The 18649-nt window shown below is 58.8% G+C and carries 13 protein-coding genes; 8 read left to right on the forward strand and 5 right to left on the reverse strand.

Going from position 1 to position 18649, the window contains the following annotated elements; all coding sequences use genetic code 11:
* Positions 1-5: 5 nt before the first annotated feature.
* The 5 genes from BMZ42_RS09170 (at position 6) to BMZ42_RS09190 (ending at position 5883) form a co-directional block, all read left to right on the forward strand.
* Positions 6-1106, forward strand: a complete 1101-nt coding sequence (locus tag BMZ42_RS09170; RefSeq protein WP_091521322.1) for a branched-chain amino acid ABC transporter permease — start codon at positions 6-8, stop codon at positions 1104-1106.
* Positions 1103-1888 (forward strand): ABC transporter ATP-binding protein, encoded by a 786-nt coding sequence (locus BMZ42_RS09175; RefSeq protein WP_091521324.1) that lies wholly within the window; start codon positions 1103-1105, stop codon positions 1886-1888. The genes BMZ42_RS09170 and BMZ42_RS09175 overlap by 4 nt, the downstream gene beginning before the upstream one ends.
* Positions 1885-2703, forward strand: coding sequence for an ABC transporter ATP-binding protein (locus BMZ42_RS09180; RefSeq protein WP_244523214.1), 819 nt, complete (start codon positions 1885-1887; stop codon positions 2701-2703). The genes BMZ42_RS09175 and BMZ42_RS09180 overlap by 4 nt, the downstream gene beginning before the upstream one ends.
* Before the next feature lie 64 nt (positions 2704-2767).
* Entirely contained in the window at positions 2768-4663 is a 1896-nt protein-coding gene (locus tag BMZ42_RS09185; RefSeq protein WP_175556678.1) for an AMP-dependent synthetase/ligase, read from the forward strand.
* A gap of 47 nt (positions 4664-4710) precedes the next feature.
* Positions 4711-5883: an ABC transporter substrate-binding protein gene (locus tag BMZ42_RS09190; RefSeq protein WP_091521330.1), complete on the forward strand. Its 1173-nt coding sequence runs from the start codon at positions 4711-4713 to the stop codon at positions 5881-5883.
* A gap of 65 nt (positions 5884-5948) precedes the next feature.
* On the opposite strand, the gene BMZ42_RS09195 is transcribed toward BMZ42_RS09190, so the two are convergent.
* Positions 5949-9083, reverse strand: coding sequence for an efflux RND transporter permease subunit (locus tag BMZ42_RS09195; RefSeq protein WP_091521333.1), 3135 nt, complete (start codon positions 9081-9083; stop codon positions 5949-5951).
* Between the two features lie 20 nt (positions 9084-9103).
* Positions 9104-10279: an efflux RND transporter periplasmic adaptor subunit gene (locus BMZ42_RS09200; RefSeq protein WP_091521335.1), complete on the reverse strand. Its 1176-nt coding sequence runs from the start codon at positions 10277-10279 to the stop codon at positions 9104-9106.
* Between the two features lie 359 nt (positions 10280-10638).
* On the opposite strand from BMZ42_RS09200, the gene BMZ42_RS09205 reads away from it, so the two are divergent.
* The 3 genes from BMZ42_RS09205 to BMZ42_RS09215 are packed head-to-tail and all read left to right on the forward strand — an operon-like array spanning position 10639 to position 14623.
* Positions 10639-12009 (forward strand): glutamine synthetase family protein, encoded by a 1371-nt coding sequence (locus BMZ42_RS09205; RefSeq protein ID WP_091521337.1) that lies wholly within the window; start codon positions 10639-10641, stop codon positions 12007-12009.
* A gap of 41 nt (positions 12010-12050) precedes the next feature.
* Complete coding sequence (locus BMZ42_RS09210) at positions 12051-13433, forward strand: aldehyde dehydrogenase family protein (RefSeq protein ID WP_091521340.1); 1383 nt, start codon at positions 12051-12053, stop codon at positions 13431-13433.
* 17 nt (positions 13434-13450) lie between these two features.
* Positions 13451-14623: an iron-containing alcohol dehydrogenase gene (locus BMZ42_RS09215; protein ID WP_091521342.1), complete on the forward strand. Its 1173-nt coding sequence runs from the start codon at positions 13451-13453 to the stop codon at positions 14621-14623.
* Positions 14624-14689: 66 nt separating this feature from the next.
* On the opposite strand, the gene BMZ42_RS09220 is transcribed toward BMZ42_RS09215, so the two are convergent.
* From BMZ42_RS09220 to BMZ42_RS09230, 3 genes are all read right to left on the reverse strand, one after another.
* Positions 14690-16375: an ABC transporter permease subunit gene (locus BMZ42_RS09220; protein WP_091521345.1), complete on the reverse strand. Its 1686-nt coding sequence runs from the start codon at positions 16373-16375 to the stop codon at positions 14690-14692.
* Positions 16372-17400: an ABC transporter ATP-binding protein gene (locus tag BMZ42_RS09225; protein ID WP_091521346.1), complete on the reverse strand. Its 1029-nt coding sequence runs from the start codon at positions 17398-17400 to the stop codon at positions 16372-16374. The genes BMZ42_RS09220 and BMZ42_RS09225 overlap by 4 nt, the downstream gene beginning before the upstream one ends.
* A 78-nt stretch (positions 17401-17478) precedes the next feature.
* A complete protein-coding gene (locus BMZ42_RS09230; protein WP_091521477.1) occupies positions 17479-18510 on the reverse strand; it encodes an ABC transporter substrate-binding protein in 1032 nt (343 codons plus the stop codon).
* Between the last annotated feature and the right edge of the window lie 139 nt (positions 18511-18649).

Genomic DNA, 18649 nt, shown 5'->3' on the forward strand with positions numbered 1-18649 from the left:
CTGTCATGAGAACAGTTTTCAAAACGTCCTATGACGCGGACATTGATCTCTTCAAGCATGGTGCCCAGCGCAATTGGTATATCCTGCTTCTCGTGGCAGCTCTGCTGCTGCCGTTCGTCCTGAGTGAGTTCGCGCTTGGCGAGATGACCAATCTGTTGATCTGGTCAATCGCCTGCATGGGGCTGATGTTGCTGGTGGGGCAAACCGGCCAGCCCAGTCTTGGGCACGCGGCATTTCTCGCGGTCGGCTGTTACGCCAACGTTCTGCTTCAGGAGCGTCTTGGCTTGCCGTTCATCCTCTCCTTCCCTCTGGCGGGCCTGATAGCAGGGGTCGCGGGCGCGTTGATTGCAAGGCCGATGACAAGGCTGCACGGCGTTTATCTTGCAATCGGAACGCTTGCGCTCGCAATTTTGACCGACGACCTGATCGTGCTTGCCACACCGCTCACAAATGGCGTCATGGGATTGTTTGCGCCGGACATCCAGATTTTCGGTTACGGCTTCAATCGTTACGGCAATCCGATCCGACTTTATTTGCTGATCCTTGCGATCACCGTCGCCGTCGTGCTGGTGTACCGTAATATCCAGCGCTCGCCACTTGGACGTTCGTTTGCCGCGATCCGCGACTCGGAGATTTCGGCGCAGGCGATGGGTGTGAATGTCGCGCGCACCAAGGCGATCGCGTTCGGTATCTCGGCGGGTATCACAGGTCTCGCTGGTGCGCTGATCGGGCACTACGCCGGCATCTTCAACAACGAGACGTTCAACGTCATCCTGTCGATCCAGTTGCTGCTGGCAGTTGTCATCGGCGGGCTTGGGACCATTCACGGCGCGTTCTTCGGGGCAGCTGTGGTCGCCTTGTTGCCGCAGGCGATCGCTATCAGCCGCGACCTTCTCGGAAAGGTCATGGGTGGCGGAACCATCGCCATACCGGGGCTGGAAGCGGCGGTGTTTGGCGCAATCCTGATCGCGTTCATCCTGTTCGAGCCCCAGGGTATCTATGGAAGGTGGTTCAAGATCCGGACATTCTTCGAACTGTTTCCGTTCTATCGGCGTGACATGTTCCGCCGTCAGAAATCCTATCTAAAGACGGAGCGGATGCGATGAGTCTCCTTGAAATCGATAATGTCACCCTGCGGTTTGGTGGTGTCACTGCCGTCAATCAGGTCTCATTCAACGTCGAAGAGGGAGAGGTATTTGCACTCGTCGGCCCGAACGGGGCAGGCAAGTCGACATTGTTCAACCTGATCTCGCGCATCTACAATCCGGCAGAAGGTGACATCCGCTTTGACGGCAAGTCGATTCTCGACAAGGCGCCGCACGAGATTGCACCATTGGGTATCGCGCGTACCTTCCAGAACATTGAATTGTTCGAGCAGGCGACGGTGATGCAGAACCTGCTGGTGGGGCGTCACCGACACCGCAAGAGCAATATGTGGAGTGAACTTTTGTTCACGCCATATGTGCGCACGGAAGAGCGACGACATCGCGCCGCAATCGAAAAGGTCATCGATTTTCTCGACCTGCAGGCCTATCGCGAAAAGTACATTGCGGGACTTCCCTACGGCGTGCGCAAGGTCGTCGAGATGGGGCGTGCGCTGGCGATCGAGCCGCGACTTTTGTTGCTTGACGAGCCCGCTTCCGGCTTGTCGGTGGAGGAGACGCAGGACGTTGCTTTCTGGGTTGAAGATATCAAGAAGCAGATGGGCATCACCGTCATCATGGTGGAGCATGACATGCATCTGGTGTCTTCGGTTTCCGATCGCGTGCTGGCGCTGGCCGATGGCAAGATGCTGTCGCTGGGCAAGCCTCACGAGGTGCAGAACGATCCTCGTGTGATTGAAGCCTATATTGGCGCATCGGACCAAAATGCGGAGGTTTCGGCATGAGCGTCGTGGCGATGAAAGGTTCGGCGGCGCCTGCCATGGCGGATGATGTGGTGCTTTCGGTCCGAAATATCGAAAGCTATTACGGACCGATCATGGCGATCCGCGGCGTCAGTCTGGAAGTGCGCAAAGGGCAGATCGTTTCCTTGCTCGGCGCGAATGGCGCCGGCAAGACCACGTTGATGAAGACGATCTCCGGCGTCATGGACCCGGAGAAGGGCCAGATCATCTATGGCGGCAACAACATTGCAGGGGCCAGCCCCGACAAGGTTGTGCGAGCCGGCATTGTGCATGTTCCGGAAGGGCGGGAAGTTTTTCCTTTGCTGACGGTGGAGGAAAACCTGCGCATGGGAGCGTTTATTCGCTCGGACAATGCTGGCATCAAGCGGGATGAAGAAATGGTGTTTTCCTATTTCCCGATCCTGGCGGAGCGTCGTCATCAGGCCGCCGGAACGCTCTCCGGTGGACAGCAACAGATGCTGGCGATCGGACGGGGTTTGATGGCCCAGCCCAAAGTGATGCTTCTGGATGAACCATCACTGGGATTGTCGCCGCTGCTGGTGAAGGAAATATTCCAGATCATCAGGCGTCTCAACCGCGAGCAGGGCGTGACGATGATGCTGGTCGAACAGAACGCCAAGGTGGCGCTGGAGGTGGCCGACTATGGCTATGTCATGGAACTCGGGCGGATCGTGATGGCGGATTCGGCCGAGCGCCTGTTGCAGTCCAAGGATGTGCAGGAGTTCTATCTGGGCATGCAGGCAGAGGAGAGCCAGCGCGGCCAGAAACGCTGGAAGCAGAAGAAGACATGGCGATGAGCGTGGCGGAGGAAGCTGAATGCCACGTTCAGTTTTTGCAGATGACTTTCGGGAGGAGGCTGACATGACGATCGCTGAAAAGATTCCGCCGCAGCAGACGCTCGACGGATACAGCTTCAACAAGGACCTCGCCCACGGGCCGTATTTCTTTGATGGCTGTGACACGCTGGTGAAATTGTTTCGCCAGCGTTGCGAGGAGCTTGGTGCGAAGGTGTCGCACCGCGAAAAGGATTACGGCATCTGGCTGTCCTATACGTGGACGGATTTTTACCAGCATGCGCGGCTGATCGGACTGGGGCTGATGTCGCTGGGCCTCCAGCGTGGGGAGGTGGTGTCGATCCTTTCCGAGGACAACAAGGAATGGATCTACACCGATCTTGGCGTCCAGAGCGTCGGCGGAATTTCTTCGGGGGTCTACACCACCGACTCCGCGTCGCAGCTTAAATATCTCGTCAACGATTCCGAAAGCCGCTTTCTTTTTGTCGAGAATGACGAGCAACTGGACAAATATCTGTCTATTCGCGACGAGATGCCCAGCCTTCTCAAGGTGATCGTCTACGATCGTGATGGACTGCACGACTTTTCCGACGACAAGGTTCTGTTCCTTGACGATCTCTATGCGGCAGGCCGTGAATTCCTGAAGGAAAACCCGACCCGTTTCGATGAGGAAATTGCTGCATCACGACCAGAGGATACGGCGATCCTCGTCTATACTTCGGGTACAACCGGCCCCCCCAAGGGGGCTGAGATCACGCATGGGAATATCATTGCGTCGGTGATCGGCTCGCTGCTGACCTTGCCGGTCAAGCCGGATGACGAGCAGGTCTGTTTCCTGCCTCTGTGTCACATCCTTGAGCGGCTGATTACCGTGTTCACGCCGATTGGCCTGAAGTCGACCGTCAACTTCGCTGAAAGCCCGGAAACGGTGTTCGACAATGTGCAGGAGGTCTCACCGCACGTTTTCACTGCGGTCCCGCGCGTCTGGGAAAAGATCTACAGCCGGATCATGATTATGGCCAGCGATGCGACTCCGCTGGGCAAGTGGGCGTTTGCACGTGCACAAAAGGCCGGTATGGCAAGGGTCAACGCGTTGGACGCCGGCAGGTCCGTGCCGCTTGGCACCCGCCTTTCCTATGCGTTCTGGGATTTTTTCCTGTTGTCGAACATGCGCCGGATGCTGGGCATGGACCGCCTGCGTCGTGGCACCACTGGGGCCGCGCCGATCTCCCCTGATCTGCTGCGCTGGTATCGATCAGTCGGCATTACCGTTCTGGAAGGGTACGGGATGACCGAAAGCTCAGGCGTTATCTCGGTTAACATGCTGACAGCGCAGAAAACCGGTACCGTCGGGCTGATCGTTCCGGGCGGGGAGGCGCGTATCGCTGCCGACGGTGAGATCCAGTATCGCGGCCCGAACGTGTTCAAGGGCTACTGGCGAAAGCCGGACAAGACGGAGGAGACCTTCACCGCCGATGGCTGGCTGAAGACCGGCGATGTCGGCGGGCTCGACAATGAAGGCTTTCTCAGCATCACCGGTCGCGTCAAGGACATCATCATCACGGCGGGAGGCAAGAATATTACGCCGGCGGAGCTGGAAAACCGGCTCAAATTCTCGCCCTATATTGCCGACGCGGTGGTGATCGGCGACAAACGCAAATATCTGACCTGCCTTGTGATGATCGATCAGGAGAACGTTGAAAAATTTGCTCAGGACAAGAAGGTTCCGTTCAACAACTTTAAGTCTCTTTGTGCTGCCCAGGAGGTGAGAGATCTGATCGGCGGCGTGATCGAGGAAACAAACAAGGAGTTTGCGCGGGTCGAGCAGATCAAGGATTTTCGATTGATCGACGTGCTGCTGACGGCTGAAGATGAGGAGCTGACAGCGACGATGAAGCTGAAACGCGGCTTTGTCGAAAAGAAGCATAAAGGTCTGATCGATGACATGTACGGCCGGGAATAGGATTGGCCGAACTGGAATAAAGAGAACAACAACACAGGAGGAGTGACATGAAGAATATAATTGCCAAGTCGATCGTTGCTTTGGGGCTTGCCGCCGGGATGGCAACGACGGCCCACGCCACGCAGGGCGTGTCTGACACGGAGATCGTCATCGGTTCCAACGGTGATCTGTCCGGTGTCTTCGCCGCGTTTAACGTCGGTGCGATCAAGGCGGCGCAGCAGATCTTCGACAAGGTCAATGCTGACGGTGGCATTCATGGCCGCAAGATAAGGTTCGTGGTGGAGGACCATGGCTATCAGGTGCCGAAGGCGGTTCAGAACTTCAACAAGCTGGTCAATTCAGACCGCGTTTTCGCGATGATCCTGAACCTGGGCACGCCACATAACATTGCCGGCTTCCCACTAATGGAGTCCAAGCAGGTGGCAAACGTTTCGCCACTGACGGCTGCCCGCCAGATGCTCGAAGGTGACACCACCTACAAATATTCGGGCCTCGGCAGCTATTATGGTGAGACCAAGGAAGGCATCCGGATCCTCGCCAAGGAAAAGAACGCCACCAAAATTTGCGCCATGTACATCCCGTCTGACTTCGGCCTGGAAGTGCATGAAGCAGCCAAGGACGTCGCCGCTGAACTCGGCGTCGAATATGCCGACGAGACGACGCATCGTCCCGATGAACAGGAATTCGTCGGCTCGATCCAGAAGCTGCGTGCTTCCGGTTGTGAAATTGTCGCCATGGGCATCGCCGTGCGTCCGACGATCATTGCGGTTGGCACAGCAAAGCGTCTCGGTTGGAACGAAGCTGCCTTTATCGGCTCATCCGCAGGCTTCAACACGGCTATCGCCAAGGTGCCTGAGGGTGTGACCGAGGGATATTATGCGGCGGCCGGGTGGTCCGACTTTGAGAACCGTCTCGACAATGAAGCAGTCGCCGCCTGGGCGAAATCCTATCAGGAAGCCCATGGCGAGCCGGCAGGAACAGCTGGCCAGCTTGGTCAGGCTGCAGCCAATACGTTGGTGAAGGCATTTGAGGCAGCCGGCAAGGATCTGACTGCCGAGAGCTTCAAGACCGCGATGGAAGGCCTTTCATTCAACGACCCGATTCTCGATGTGGATATCGCGTATGGGGCCGATGATCACCAGGGTGGCGGCACGATCGTCGTTTCTCAGATCAAGGATGGCAAGTGGGTTGAAATCGGTCGCGCAGAGCCGACTGAATAATCTTTCTGCCTGAGCTGAAAGCGAATGCCGCGCAGTGAATACTGCGCGGCATTTCTTTTGTCAGCTTACTCCGCCGGCTGCACGCGCGTTGCGGAAACCTGGTTCACCTGTTCCAGTTCGCGATGAAGGCGCTTTTCTTCCTCGACCTTCGGAGTGACAAAACGACCGAGCAGCAGATAGGCAACTGGCGTCAGATACAGCGTTGAGATGGTCGATAGTCCGAGGCCTCCAACGATCACCCAGCCCAGCGCGATACGTGCTTCTGCACCCGCACCTGCAGCCGCGACCAGCGGAATGCCGCCAACGATGGTGCAGAGCATCGTCATGACGACAGGACGCAGGCGAATGTTCGAGGCTTCCTCAATGGCTTCGCGCAAGGGCAGGCCGCGATCGCGCAGCTGGTTCGCAAATTCGACGATCAGAATACCGTTCTTCGCCATGATACCAACCAGAAGCACAAGGCCAATCTGGCTGTAGACATTGAGGCTCGTGCCGGTCAGGAGCAGCGCAAAGATGGCGCATGCAAGGCCAAGTGGCACCGTTGCCATGATGATCGCGGCGCTGACGAAGCTCTCGAACTGCGCGGCCAGAACCAGCAGAATGATGACGATTGCGAAGCCGAACACGTAGAGCATTCCGCTGGATGTCTCGCTGAGCGTTGCGGCTTCAGCAAGCGGGACAATACGGCTGCCCGCAGGCAGATGGGGGGCGGCGATCTCCTGTGCTGCCACGTAGGCAGTGCCGAGCGCGACGTCGGAGGCAAGGCTTGCGGTGATTGCAACGGACCGCATTTGCTGTTCGCGCGAAAGCGATGGCGCAACCGCCTGTTCCGTGAGCGATGCAATTGTCGACATCGGCACGAAGCGTCCATCCTGAGCCTTCAGAAAGACGTTCTCAAGGTCGGTCGGATCATTGATCGGGTTGGTCGTCGACAGCAGCTTCACGTCATAGGAGCGGTCATCAATGTAGACCGAGCCGATTTCTCGCCCATCGAGCATGGCCTGAATCGTCTCGGCAAGCCCCGAAATATTGATTCCGAGATCCGATGCCCGTTCGCGGTCGATCTTGATGGACAATTGCGGCTGGGTGGTTTCCTGGGTCAGGCGTGGCTGAGAAAAACGCGGATCTTTCTCCAAGTCTGCCACGATCGACTGAGCGGCTGCCGTCAAATCCGCATAGTTGTTGCCGACCACAGCAAATTGCAAACCGCTGCCGGCACCGCGAATACCCAGACTATTTGGCTGAAATGCAAACGCGCGAACGCCCGGCACGTCACGGACGCGGTTGGTGATCTCCTGGATGATCTGCTGCTGGGAGCGTTCACGCTCGCTCCATGGAGCCAGCGACATGACGATGAACCCTGAGTTCTGCGAGTTGCCCGAACCAGCAATTGCAAAGGTCGAGACAATCTCACCTGAATCTCGGAGAGGCTGTATCAATGTCTCCACTTCGCGCATCCGCTGGCTCAGATAGTCCAAGCTGACGCCTTGCGGTGCGGAGATGCGCAGGAATGCCGATGCCCGGTCCTCCGACGGTGTCAGTTCGGACCGGATTGTGGGAAACAGCGTCACTGCGAGCCCGCTGAGCAGGACAGCGATCAGAACAACCACGAGTGGCGTGTTGAGTGCAGCGTGTAGCGTGCGGCGATAGAACCCCCCGAGGAAGCGTCCGATCGTGCCAAAAAAGCCCGTCCGGGTGGTTTCTTCGACGCTCCCAGTCAACACGCGTGAAGCAATCATCGGGCAAAGCGACAGCGCAACGATCCCAGACAGCACCACCGCCACAGCGAGTGTAAAGCCGAATTCGCGGAAAAGGCCACCTGTCTGTCCGGGCAGAAACGAGAGCGGGACAAATACAGCAACCAGAGTCGCGGTTGTGGCGACAACGGCGAAGAACACTTCCTGCGTGCCGAGGACAGCCGCAGCGCGGGGGCCCATTCCCTCATTGCGCCGGCGAACGATATTTTCCAGCACGACAATCGCGTCGTCGACCACCAGACCTGCTGCAAGGACAAAGGCAAGCAGGGTCAGGATATTCATTGAGTAACCGGCCAGATAGATGGCTGCGACGGTGCCAATCAACGCAACGGGCAACGCAAGGCCCGGAATGATTGTCGCGCGCCAGTCGAGCAGGAAAAGGAAGATGATCACGAGCACCACAGTTGCCGAGATCGCGAGCGCGATTTCGACTTCATGGATTGCACCGTTGATGAAGACTGCCTCATCACCCGTAATGAAGATTTCGACGCCAGCAGGCAGCGTCGGCGCCAGCCGTTCGATCGCTGCGTGGACATCTTCGGAAATTTGAAGCGTATTCGACTGAGCCTGACGAATAATGCCCATTCCGATGCCAGTCTTGCCGTTGGCACGAAGCTGCGACTCTCCAACATCGCCGCCGAGCGTAACCGAGGCGAAATCTCGCAGCCTCGTCGTGCCTTTCACGATGATGTTCTCGAACTCTGCCGGCGTGGTGACCGGCGCGGTGGCGCGGACGATCAGATCCTGGTCGTTACTGGTCAGAGAACCGGCAGGTGTATCGAATGCCATGGTGGCAAGGGCACTGCGAACATCCGCGACGGTGAGGCCAAGGCTGGCCAGTCGTGACTGGTCGATGTCGACGCGGAAGATCTTGTCGCGCCCACCATAGATCTGCACTTCGGCGACGCCATCAATCGAAGCGAATGCATCGGCGATCTGATCTTCGACCAGCACGGTCATGTCGTGAACGCTCATCGTGTCGGATGTGATGGCGAGCCGCACGATTGCTTGGGCGTCGGCGTCTGCCTTGACGACATTTGGCGGGTCGGCATCATCCGGCAAGCGGTTCTGAATGCGGCTGACCGCGTCGCGCATGTCGGAGGCAGCAGTGTCCAGATTGACGCCGTCATTGAACTCGACGGTCACGCGGCTTCTTCCAAAGGAAGATGAGGATGAGATTGATTTCACGCCGGAGACGCGGGCGATGGCACCTTCAATTACCGCAGTCAGTTCACGGTCGATTGACTCGGCGGAGGCACCCGGAAAACTTGTGCTCACCGTGATGACGGGGCGGTCGACATCCGGCAATTCGCGAATTTCGATGCCGAACAGGGCTGCAAGTCCTGCCACCACAATCAGCGTATTCAGGACGAAGGCGAGAACAGGTCTTCTGACGAAGAGTGCGGTGATGCCGTTTTCTGCACCGGTGGGTCGCTGGGTCATCGTCTCGTGTCTCTCCGGACTCAGGAGCCGGTCGTCAGGGGCGTTGCGTCAGGGCCGCCGGAAAGACCCTGCACGATGCGAACTTCGCCACCCTCACGAACTGCATGCACGCCTTCCGTCACGACTGCTCCGGCGGTCCCGAAGTCTGCGGAAACGAGCACGCTGTCTGTGTTGCGCTGGATGATCCGCACAGGCGCCCGTCTTGCGATGCCGTCCTCGATCAACCAGACATAGGCGCCGTCGGTGCTCCATTGGATTGCGAGCGGGTCCACAGCTGGGTAGCTGTCGCCCGGAAACGCCATGGATACCTGGAAGGACATGCCGGCCCGCAGGACATCGTTGCGGTTATCGAGCCGCGCCTGAACCCGCAGCGTGCGGCTCAGAGGGTCGATACGATTGTCGAGCGCACTGATCGTTCCGTCAAAGACTTCATTTGGTCTGGCTATGGAGACAGCACTCATCGCTTGTCCCACTTCCAGCATGGCCGCAAAACGCTCTGGCACCCAGAATTCGATCACGATGCGGGAGCGGTCATCAATCGTTGCAACTTCGGTCTGTGTTGTCACCGTATTGCCGATTGATATGGGCAGGATGCCTACAACCCCATTGATCGGGGCCAGGATGGTTCGCCGCGAAAGCGCCAGCTCTGCATCGCGCAGCGCGAGCTGAGCGTTGCGAACTGCCAATTCAGCCTCTGTGACCTGAACCGCAGTGGCGGTACGGGAGTTGAGAAGCGCCTTGACGCGTTCGAGGCGTGCATTTGCGTCTTCCAGTGTGAGGCGCGCGCGGTCGACCGCAATTTGTTCGGCGTCGGAATCGAGGGTGGCGATGGCATCGCCGGCCTTGATCCGGGCGCCCGGTTCCACCAGTATTTCCGTAAGCCGGCCAGCCGCGAACGGTGTCAGCGAAACGGAACTGACCGCACGGCTGGAGCCGATTGCCGACAGCCGGTCGTTGATCGTCTCGGTGACGATCGGTGTGGCGATGACAAGCGCAGGCTGGGAAGCAAAGCCGCCGCGAGGCGATTGCCGCTCTTCAGCGGGGAGCGCATTATCACGCTCGGGAAGCAAGGCGGCGAGCCGCTCCAGGCCGACGCGCTCGAGCGCCTGCGGAGCACCCGGATAAAATATTGCCCATGCGGTTGCGGCCGCCACGAGGACAAGAGCTGACAGAGCGGATTGCTTCCAGAACGACATACGAACTTCCGATCCTATCGCAGGTGCGTCTAGCGAGTGATATCCATTCGAACAAAACTGCAACGACACTGCCGCCATCGCCTGTTGCGACGCGCCTTCCATGAAGCCTTATGCCCTGTCTCCAGGCGTAATGCATCAAAATGATCATTAAAAATCGGTAATTTGGCTGATCGAGCAGGCTCAGGAATGCTCGGCTTGCGATGCATCCTGCTCCGCAGAGGAAGCTCTGATATTTGCTTGGTAGCCTCTGTACAATTTCATATTGTTGTGGCCTGTGGAAGCTGTGCGATTGGCCTGTTGCAAGCAAACGTCATTCTCGCGCACCATGCACTGAACCAAATACGATACTGGGGAAGAGAATGGCAGGAATAGTTTCGGTCGACGCGTTGAAGAAGCTTGTATCGGCGGGTGACATCGACACCGTGCTGACATGCGCAGTCGACATGCAGGGACGTCTGATCGGCAAGCGCTTTCTTGCCAAGTACTTTGTCGAATCGGCCTATGAAGAAACCCATGGCTGCAACTATTTGCTGGCCAACGACATCGATATGGAACCCGTGCCCGGTTACAAGGCGGCGAGCTGGACCAAGGGCTACGGCGATTTCGTGATGAAAACGGATCTCAACACGATCCGTGTCATTCCCTGGCTAGAAAAGACCGCGCTGGTCTTGTGCGATTTGCAGGACCATCACACGCATGAAGACCTGCCACATTCGCCGCGCGGCATCCTCAAGAAGCAGGTAGCGCGGCTGACCGAGCGCGGCTATCGCGCCTATTTCGCCTCGGAACTTGAATTCTTTCTGCTCGAGGAAACGTATGAAAGCGCGCGCAGCAAGCGCTGGCAGAAACTCGATACGGCCTCGCCCTATATCGAAGACTATCTGATCGGCCTGACCAGCAAGGAAGAAGGCATCATGCGCCGGCTGCGCAACGAGATGGAAGCGGCTGGCATTCCGATTGAAAACTCCAAGGGCGAATGGGGGCCGGGGCAGCAGGAAATCAACGTGCGCTATGCCGAGGCGCTCGACATGGCCGACCGCCATGTGATCCTGAAGAATGGTGCGAAGGAAATCGCCCATCTGGAAGGCAAGGCCATCACGTTCATGGCAAAGTATAATTACGACCTCGCCGGAAGCTCGAGCCACGTGCACAATTCGCTCTGGAGCGCGGACGGCAAGACGCCGTTGTTCTATGACAAAGACGCCGAATACACGATGAGCCCGCTGATGCGGTCGTGGGTGGCCGGACAGCTGAAATATGCGGCCGACTACACCTGGTTCCTCTGCCCCTATATCAACTCTTACAAGCGGTTTCAGGCAGGCACCTTTGCACCGACCAAGTCGGTATGGAGCCGCGACAACCGCACCGCCGGCTTCCGCCTGTGCGGCGAGGGCACCAAGGGTATCCGCACCGAATGCCGCATCGGTGGCGCGGACCTCAACCCCTACCTCGCCTTTGCGGCGTTGATCGCAGCGGGTCTCAAGGGGCTCGACGAAAAGCTTGAGCTGCCCGCGCCATTCGAGGGCGATGCCTATGCCATGGCGGAACTGCCTGATGTGCCGAAGACGCTGCGCGACGCGATCGTGACGCTGGAGCAATCGGCGATGCTGAAGGAAGCGTTCGGCGAGGAGGTGGTCGAACACTATCTTCACACTGCGCGCTGGGAGCAAATGGAATACGACCGCCGCATCACCGACTGGGAACTGCACCGCGGGTTTGAGCGATACTAACGGACGCACCACAACGAAGAATGACTACCGGAGAATCCTGAGTGGAAACCGTAAAACTGAAATCCCCGATCGATGGCTCGATCTATCTCGAGCGTCCTTTTGCAGCTGATGCTGAGATTGACGCGGTGGTATCACGCGCTCGCGCAGCGCAGGTTGAGTGGGCGCAGACGTCGATCGCGCAGCGGGCAACATATCTGCTCGCCTTCCTGGAAGCGCTGCTGGACATGAACGACGAGATCGTTCCAGAAATCGCCTGGCAGATGGGACGCCCGGTGCGGTATGGCGGCGAAAAGGGCGGCGTCGAAGAGCGTACGCGCTATATGGTGGCTTTGGCTGAGAAGGCGCTGACGCCGTACATCCCGGAAGATCGCCCCGGTTTCCGCCGCTATCTCAAGCGCGCGCCGCTCGGCGTCGTGATGACGATTGCGCCGTGGAACTATCCGTTCCTGACCACGGTCAATTCGGTGGTGCCGGCGCTGATGGCGGGCAACGCGGTGATCCTCAAACATGCGGCGCAGACGCTGCTGGTGGGCGAGCGTTTCCAGCAGGCCTTCGACAAGGCCGGGCTGCCGAAGGGGCTGTTCCAGAACATCGTGCTCAATCATGGCCAGACCGAAAAGCTGCTCGGCTCCGGCACGATCGACCATTGCAACTTCACCGGCTCGGTAGCGGGCGGTCGTGCCATCGAGCGCGCGGCGGCTGGCACGTTCATGACGCTCGGCCTTGAGCTGGGCGGCAAGGACCCGGCCTATGTGCTACCGGATGCCAAGCTCGACCATGCGATTGCCAATCTGGTCGATGGCGCATTCTACAATAGCGGCCAGTGCTGCTGTGGCATCGAGCGCGTCTATGTCCACGAGAAGGTCTATGACGCTTTCGTCGAGGGTTTCATCGCCGAAACCAAGAACTATGTCGTCGGTAATCCGCTCGACCAGTCGACCACGATGGGACCAATGGCGCAGGCGCGCTTTGCCGATCTGATCCGCGAGCAGAAGGCGGAAGCGCTGCGCAAGGGCGCTGTCTCGCATGTCGGCATGATTGTCGAGAACGACAAGGAAGGCTCGCCCTATATCGCGCCGGAAGTGCTGACCAATGTCGACCACCAGATGAGCGTGATGCGCGAGGAATCCTTCGGGCCGATCGTCGGCATCATGAAGGTGCGCAACGACGAGGAAGCTGTGGCGCTGATGAATGACAGCCCCTATGGCCTGACCGCCTCGATCTGGACCACCGACACCGACCATGCGGCAACGCTGGGCGACCGCATAGAGACCGGCACGGTGTTCATGAACCGCTGCGACTATGTCGATCCGGGGCTGGTGTGGACGGGCGTCAAGGACACCGGCAAGGGCGGCGCGATGGGGCTTGTCGGCTATGACAATCTGACCCGGCCGAAAAGCTATCATCTGCGTGAATCGATCTGAATTTCGAAAGACAGACCATGAGCAATCTCGTTTCCAAATGGAATTATCCGACCACGATCCGCTTCGGCGCGGGTCGTATCAAGGAGCTGCCGGACGTGTTGAAGGAAGTGGGCATGTCCAACCCGCTCTTCGTCACTGATCCCGGCCTTGCCAAGCTGCCGGTGGTGGCGTCGACGCTGAAGCTGCTGGATGATGCAGGTGTGGCCTATGGCGTGTTTTCCGACGTCAAGCCGAACCCGGTGGAGTCGAATCTATACGCGGGCGTCGAAGTGTTTAAGGCCGGCAAGCATGACGGCATCATTGCGTTTGGCGGCGGCTCGGCGCTCGACCTTGGCAAGCTGATCGCCTTCCAGGCGCATCAGTCGCGCCCGGTATGGGATTTTGAGGATATTGGCGACTGGTGGACCCGCGCCGACGCGTCGAAGATCGCGCCGATTGTCGCCGTGCCGACGACGGCGGGCACAGGTTCGGAAGTCGGCCGCGCTGGTGTGCTGACACATGAGGCGAGCCACACCAAGAAAGTGATCTTCCACCCGAAGATGCTGCCGGCAATCGTGATTGCCGACCCGGAACTGACCGCAGGCATGCCGGCGTTTATCACCGCTGGAACCGGCATGGACGCGCTGGCGCATTGCCTCGAAGCCTATTGCGCACCGGGCTATCACCCGATGGCTGACGGCATTGCGGTCGAAGGCGTGCGGCTGGTTTTCGAGAATCTACCAAAAGCCTATGCCGATGGATCTGACCTGGTTGCGCGTGCGCATATGATGTCGGCGGCGGCAATGGGCGCGACCGCGTTCCAGAAGGGCCTCGGCGCGATCCATTCGCTGTCGCATCCGCTCGGCGCGCTCTATGACTGCCATCACGGCATGACCAATGCCGTGTTCATGCCCTATGTGCTGGCGTTCAACCGCTCGGCAATCGAAGAGCGGATCGAGCGTCTGGCCGCCTATTGCGGCATCGCTGGTGGCTTCGACGGCTTTGCCGCCGCTGTGCTGGCACTGCGCACGACGTTGAATGTGCCGCACACGCTGCCGGAATTCATCAAGGATTTCGCGCCGGATGATGCGCGCCGGAACCTGATTGCCGACATGGCGATTGTCGATCCGACGGCGGGTGGCAATCCGATCGAGCTGACCAAGGACGGCGCGCTGACGCTGCTCGACAATGCGATAGCCGGCAAGCTCTGAACCGGCGACGATCTACCAAAGAAAAAGGCCCGGAGAAAACCGGGCCTTTTTCTTGTTCAGCTGGATTTATCGGATCAGCGACACGTTCTTGTGCCCGGTGGCGTTGAGAAGCAAACGCACCGCCAGCAGCACCACCATGATGGTGGCGATGATGCAAACCGAGAAGGCGGCGGCCTGATTGGTCGCGCCGCGGTCCTGGAGATACAGCACCGACACGGCGGCAACCTGCGTGTTGGGCGTAATCAGGAAGATCACTGCCGACAAAGTCACCATCGAGCGCATGAAGAAGAACACGGCGATGCCGACCAGTGTCGGAAACAGCAGCGGCAGCGTCACCTTGGTGAAGGTTTGCAGCCGCGAGCCACCGAGCGTGGCCGACGCTTCGTCGAACCGGCCGCTGATCTGCTTCATGCTGGTTCCTGAAATCAGGAAGCCGTGGGCGTGGTAGTAATAGACGTTGGCGATGGCGATGATGAACAGTGTGCCATAGATGGCGTAGACCGGGTTCATCGGGTTGTTGAAGGCCAGGATATAGCCGAGGCCCAGCACCATGCCGGGCACGGCCGCGGGCAGGATCGACAGGAAGTAGAGCGCACGGGTTGCCGGTGACGGGAATTTCTCGATCACATAGGCCGCTGCGGTGACGACCACGACGCCGATGCCCGCCGCCATCACCGAGATATAGATCGAGTTCCACAGCGGTTGGATGCCGTTCTGGACGTCGAACGCGTAGTGGCGCAGCGAGAAGTTCATCCGGTAGGGCCAAAGATGCACGAAGGACGCAAACACCACCACCGCGACAATCAACAGGATCGCCAGCGAGATGAGAAGCGCGGCGGCGAGCAGGAAGCGGTCGCGCATGCGATCCTGTTGCGGCACCAGCGGTTTTGAGTGCTCGCTGATGAGCGCATATTGCTTGGCACTGACGCGCTTTTCGACGATGGCGGCGATGGCGGCAGGGATCAACAGCACCATGCCGATGACCGTGCCCATTTCGAAATTCGCCTGGCCGATGACCTGATTGTAAACCTCGGAGGCGAGCACTGTGTAGTCACCGCCAATCACCATCGGGTTGCCGAAATCGGTAATCACCAGTGTGAAGCAGACGAAGATCGCGGCAGCCAGACCGTAGCGGGTGGCGGGCAGGGTGACGGTGCGAAACGCCCGCCATTTGCTGGCGCCCAGCATCTCGGCGCTTTCGTAGATGCGCGCGTCGGCGACGGCGAGCGCTGCCGACAGGATCAGGAAGGCATAGGGAAAGACATAGAGCACAGAGGCGATGACGATGCCCCAATAGCCGTAGAGGTCGATGCCGAGATCGAAGGTGCGATTGATGATGCCGTTGCGCCCGAACAACAGCACCAGACCCTGCGCCTGCACCAGCGACGGCGCAAACAGCGGCAGCACCGCGATCAGCCGGAACAAATTGCGAAATGGCATCGTCGAGCGCTGGATCGCGTAAGCGAACGTATAGGCGAACACGATGGCCAGAATCGTGGTGACGATGGTGACCGCGAAGGAGTTCCAGGTGATGCGCAGGAAGCGCTCATTGCCCAGCATCGCGGCATAATTGGCGAGGCCGTAGCCATCCGGGGTGGAGAACGAACGGCCCAGAATATGGGTCAGCGGAAACAGCACGAACAGGGCCAGCGGGATGCCGACGATGATTGCGGGCACGATTCCGGCCATCCGGCTCTTACGGTTTTTCCGGCGACTTTGGGACGCCGCCTGGTCCACTGCAAGCGTACTCATTGCAGCACTTTGATCGTCTCGGGACGCATCTCGATTGCCAGATGTGGCGCATCGACAATGGCCTTGCAGGCATGGCCCGGTATTTCAGCAACGATCTCCTTGCCGCTGTCGCCAACATCAAGCACAAGGTGAGCGAGATGGCCGAGATAGATGGTGTTGCGCAGCTTGACGGGGATCAATCCGGGGTCGGATGGCGCGGCGCCAGCGTGGATGCGTACATCCTCTGGCCGGATACCGATCATCGTCGCGCCCTGCTTGTCGGAAGGCAATGCCAGCTGCTGGCCGGCGAACAGGTTGTTTTCAACCGGCAGGATATTCATGCGGCCGATGAATTCAGCCACAAAGCGTGACGTCGGCTGTTCGTAAAGCTCGCGCGCTGTGCCGAGCTGGGCAATGGTGCCGGTGTCCATGACGACAATGCGGTCAGCCATGGTCAGCGCTTCTTCCTGGTCATGTGTGACCATGATGGTAGTGATGCCGAGGCGCTTCTGGACCTCACGGATTTCAAGGCGCAGGCTCTCGCGCACCTTGGCGTCGAGCGCAGACAGCGGCTCGTCGAGCAGCAGCACTTCCGGGTCGGTGGCTAGCGCGCGCGCCAGTGCGATGCGCTGCTGCTGGCCGCCCGACAGCTGCGAAGGCAGCTTGTTGCCGTGTTCCGACAGTTCCACCAGTTTCAGCATTTCCGCGGCTCTGGCGTCGATTTCGGCGCGCGGCTTGCGGCGGCATTCGAGCCCGTAGCCGATGTTGCGCAGCGCGGTCATGTTCGGAAACAGCGAATAGGATTGAAACACCACGCCAAAATTGCGGTGGCGCGCAGGAGTTTCAGAAAGGTCACGCCCTTCGAGCATGACGGTGCCTTCTTCGGCGAGTTCCAGCCCGGCGATGATGCGCAGCAATGTGGTCTTGCCGCAGCCTGAAGGGCCGAGAAAGCAGATGAACTCACCACGTTCAACTGTCAGCGAGATGTCGTTCAGCGCTATTGTGCTGCCAAAGCGCTTGGTCACGTGCGAAAGTGCGAGAGCCACGGGAAATCCTTGTGAACAGTGAAATGCAGTTTCCGTCGGATACCGGTGGCACCCGACGGAACATGAGCAATGGGCGGCTTAGCGCTCCAGCTCTTTCTGCCACTGCTCCAGGACCCGAGCGCGGTTTTCGGCAGACCAGGCGAAGTCCATCTTCCACATCACCGAAGAGATATCCTCCGGCAGGCCTGCACTCTTGAACCGTTCAGGCATGGTGCCGCCCGTGGCCGTGACGATTTCCTTCCAGTTGTAGTATTCGTTCACGGCATTGTCGGAAATGGTCCAGTCGAGGAAACGCTTGGCGGCGTCCTTGTTCTTGGAGCCGGCCATCAGCGCGTTGGCCTCCAGTTCGTTGCCTGCGCCTTCCGACGGGATCACCATGGTGATCGGATAGCCTTCGGCGATGTTCTTGATCGCGCGCAAGGCGAAGGATGCACCGATTGCGAATTCGCCCTCGCTGGCGGCATTGCAGGGACGCGAGCCGCTCTTGATATACTGCGCGATATTGGCGTCGAGATCCTTGAGGTACTGCCAGCCCTTTTCTTCGCCCATCATCTGCAGGATGGAAGCGATCATCAGGTAACCTGTCCCGGAAGATGCCGGGTTCGGCATGACGACCTCGCCCTTGTATTCGGGCTTCACAAGATCGGCCCAGGAAGTGGGCATGGTCAGGTTCTTCGCTTTCAGAACCTCATCGTTCACACAGAAGGCCGCCATGTACCCGGTGGTGGCGAACCACTTGCCATTCGGATCGCGAAACTGCGGTGCGATCCGGTCGATATTGGCGGGCGAATAGGCTTCAGTGAGTTCGCCGATTCGAGGATCAATGAGCGAAGTGACTGCCCAGCCCCAGATTACGTCGTGCTGTGGGTTGCTGGCTTCCGCCAGAATACGGGCGTGCAGGTCGCCGGACGAAAGACGCAACACATTTACCGTGAGATCGGGCATGTCTTCCTTTGCCCGAGCCAGGAAGGCGGCAATCTCGTCCTCTTCATAGGAAGTATAGGCGGTGATCGCATCAGCTGCTTGAGCGGTTGCGAGACCCATCGTGGTAGAAAAAGCTAAAGCGGCAATAGCTCCGCGGAACGTTCCGCGGATGGAAAACGTGCTCATTGTCATGTCGATCACCTTGTGAACCCCCGATGTTTTTCTTGGCGTCAAACATTCTCAGCCAGAAAATGCCGAGCCTCTCCCTGTTTTCTGCGATCCAATTTATGACACGCTCCGTTACGGAAGCAAAGCCGATATGGAT

The organism is Aquamicrobium aerolatum DSM 21857 (assembly GCF_900113935.1).
Classification (GTDB): Bacteria; Pseudomonadota; Alphaproteobacteria; order Rhizobiales; family Rhizobiaceae; genus Aerobium; species Aerobium aerolatum.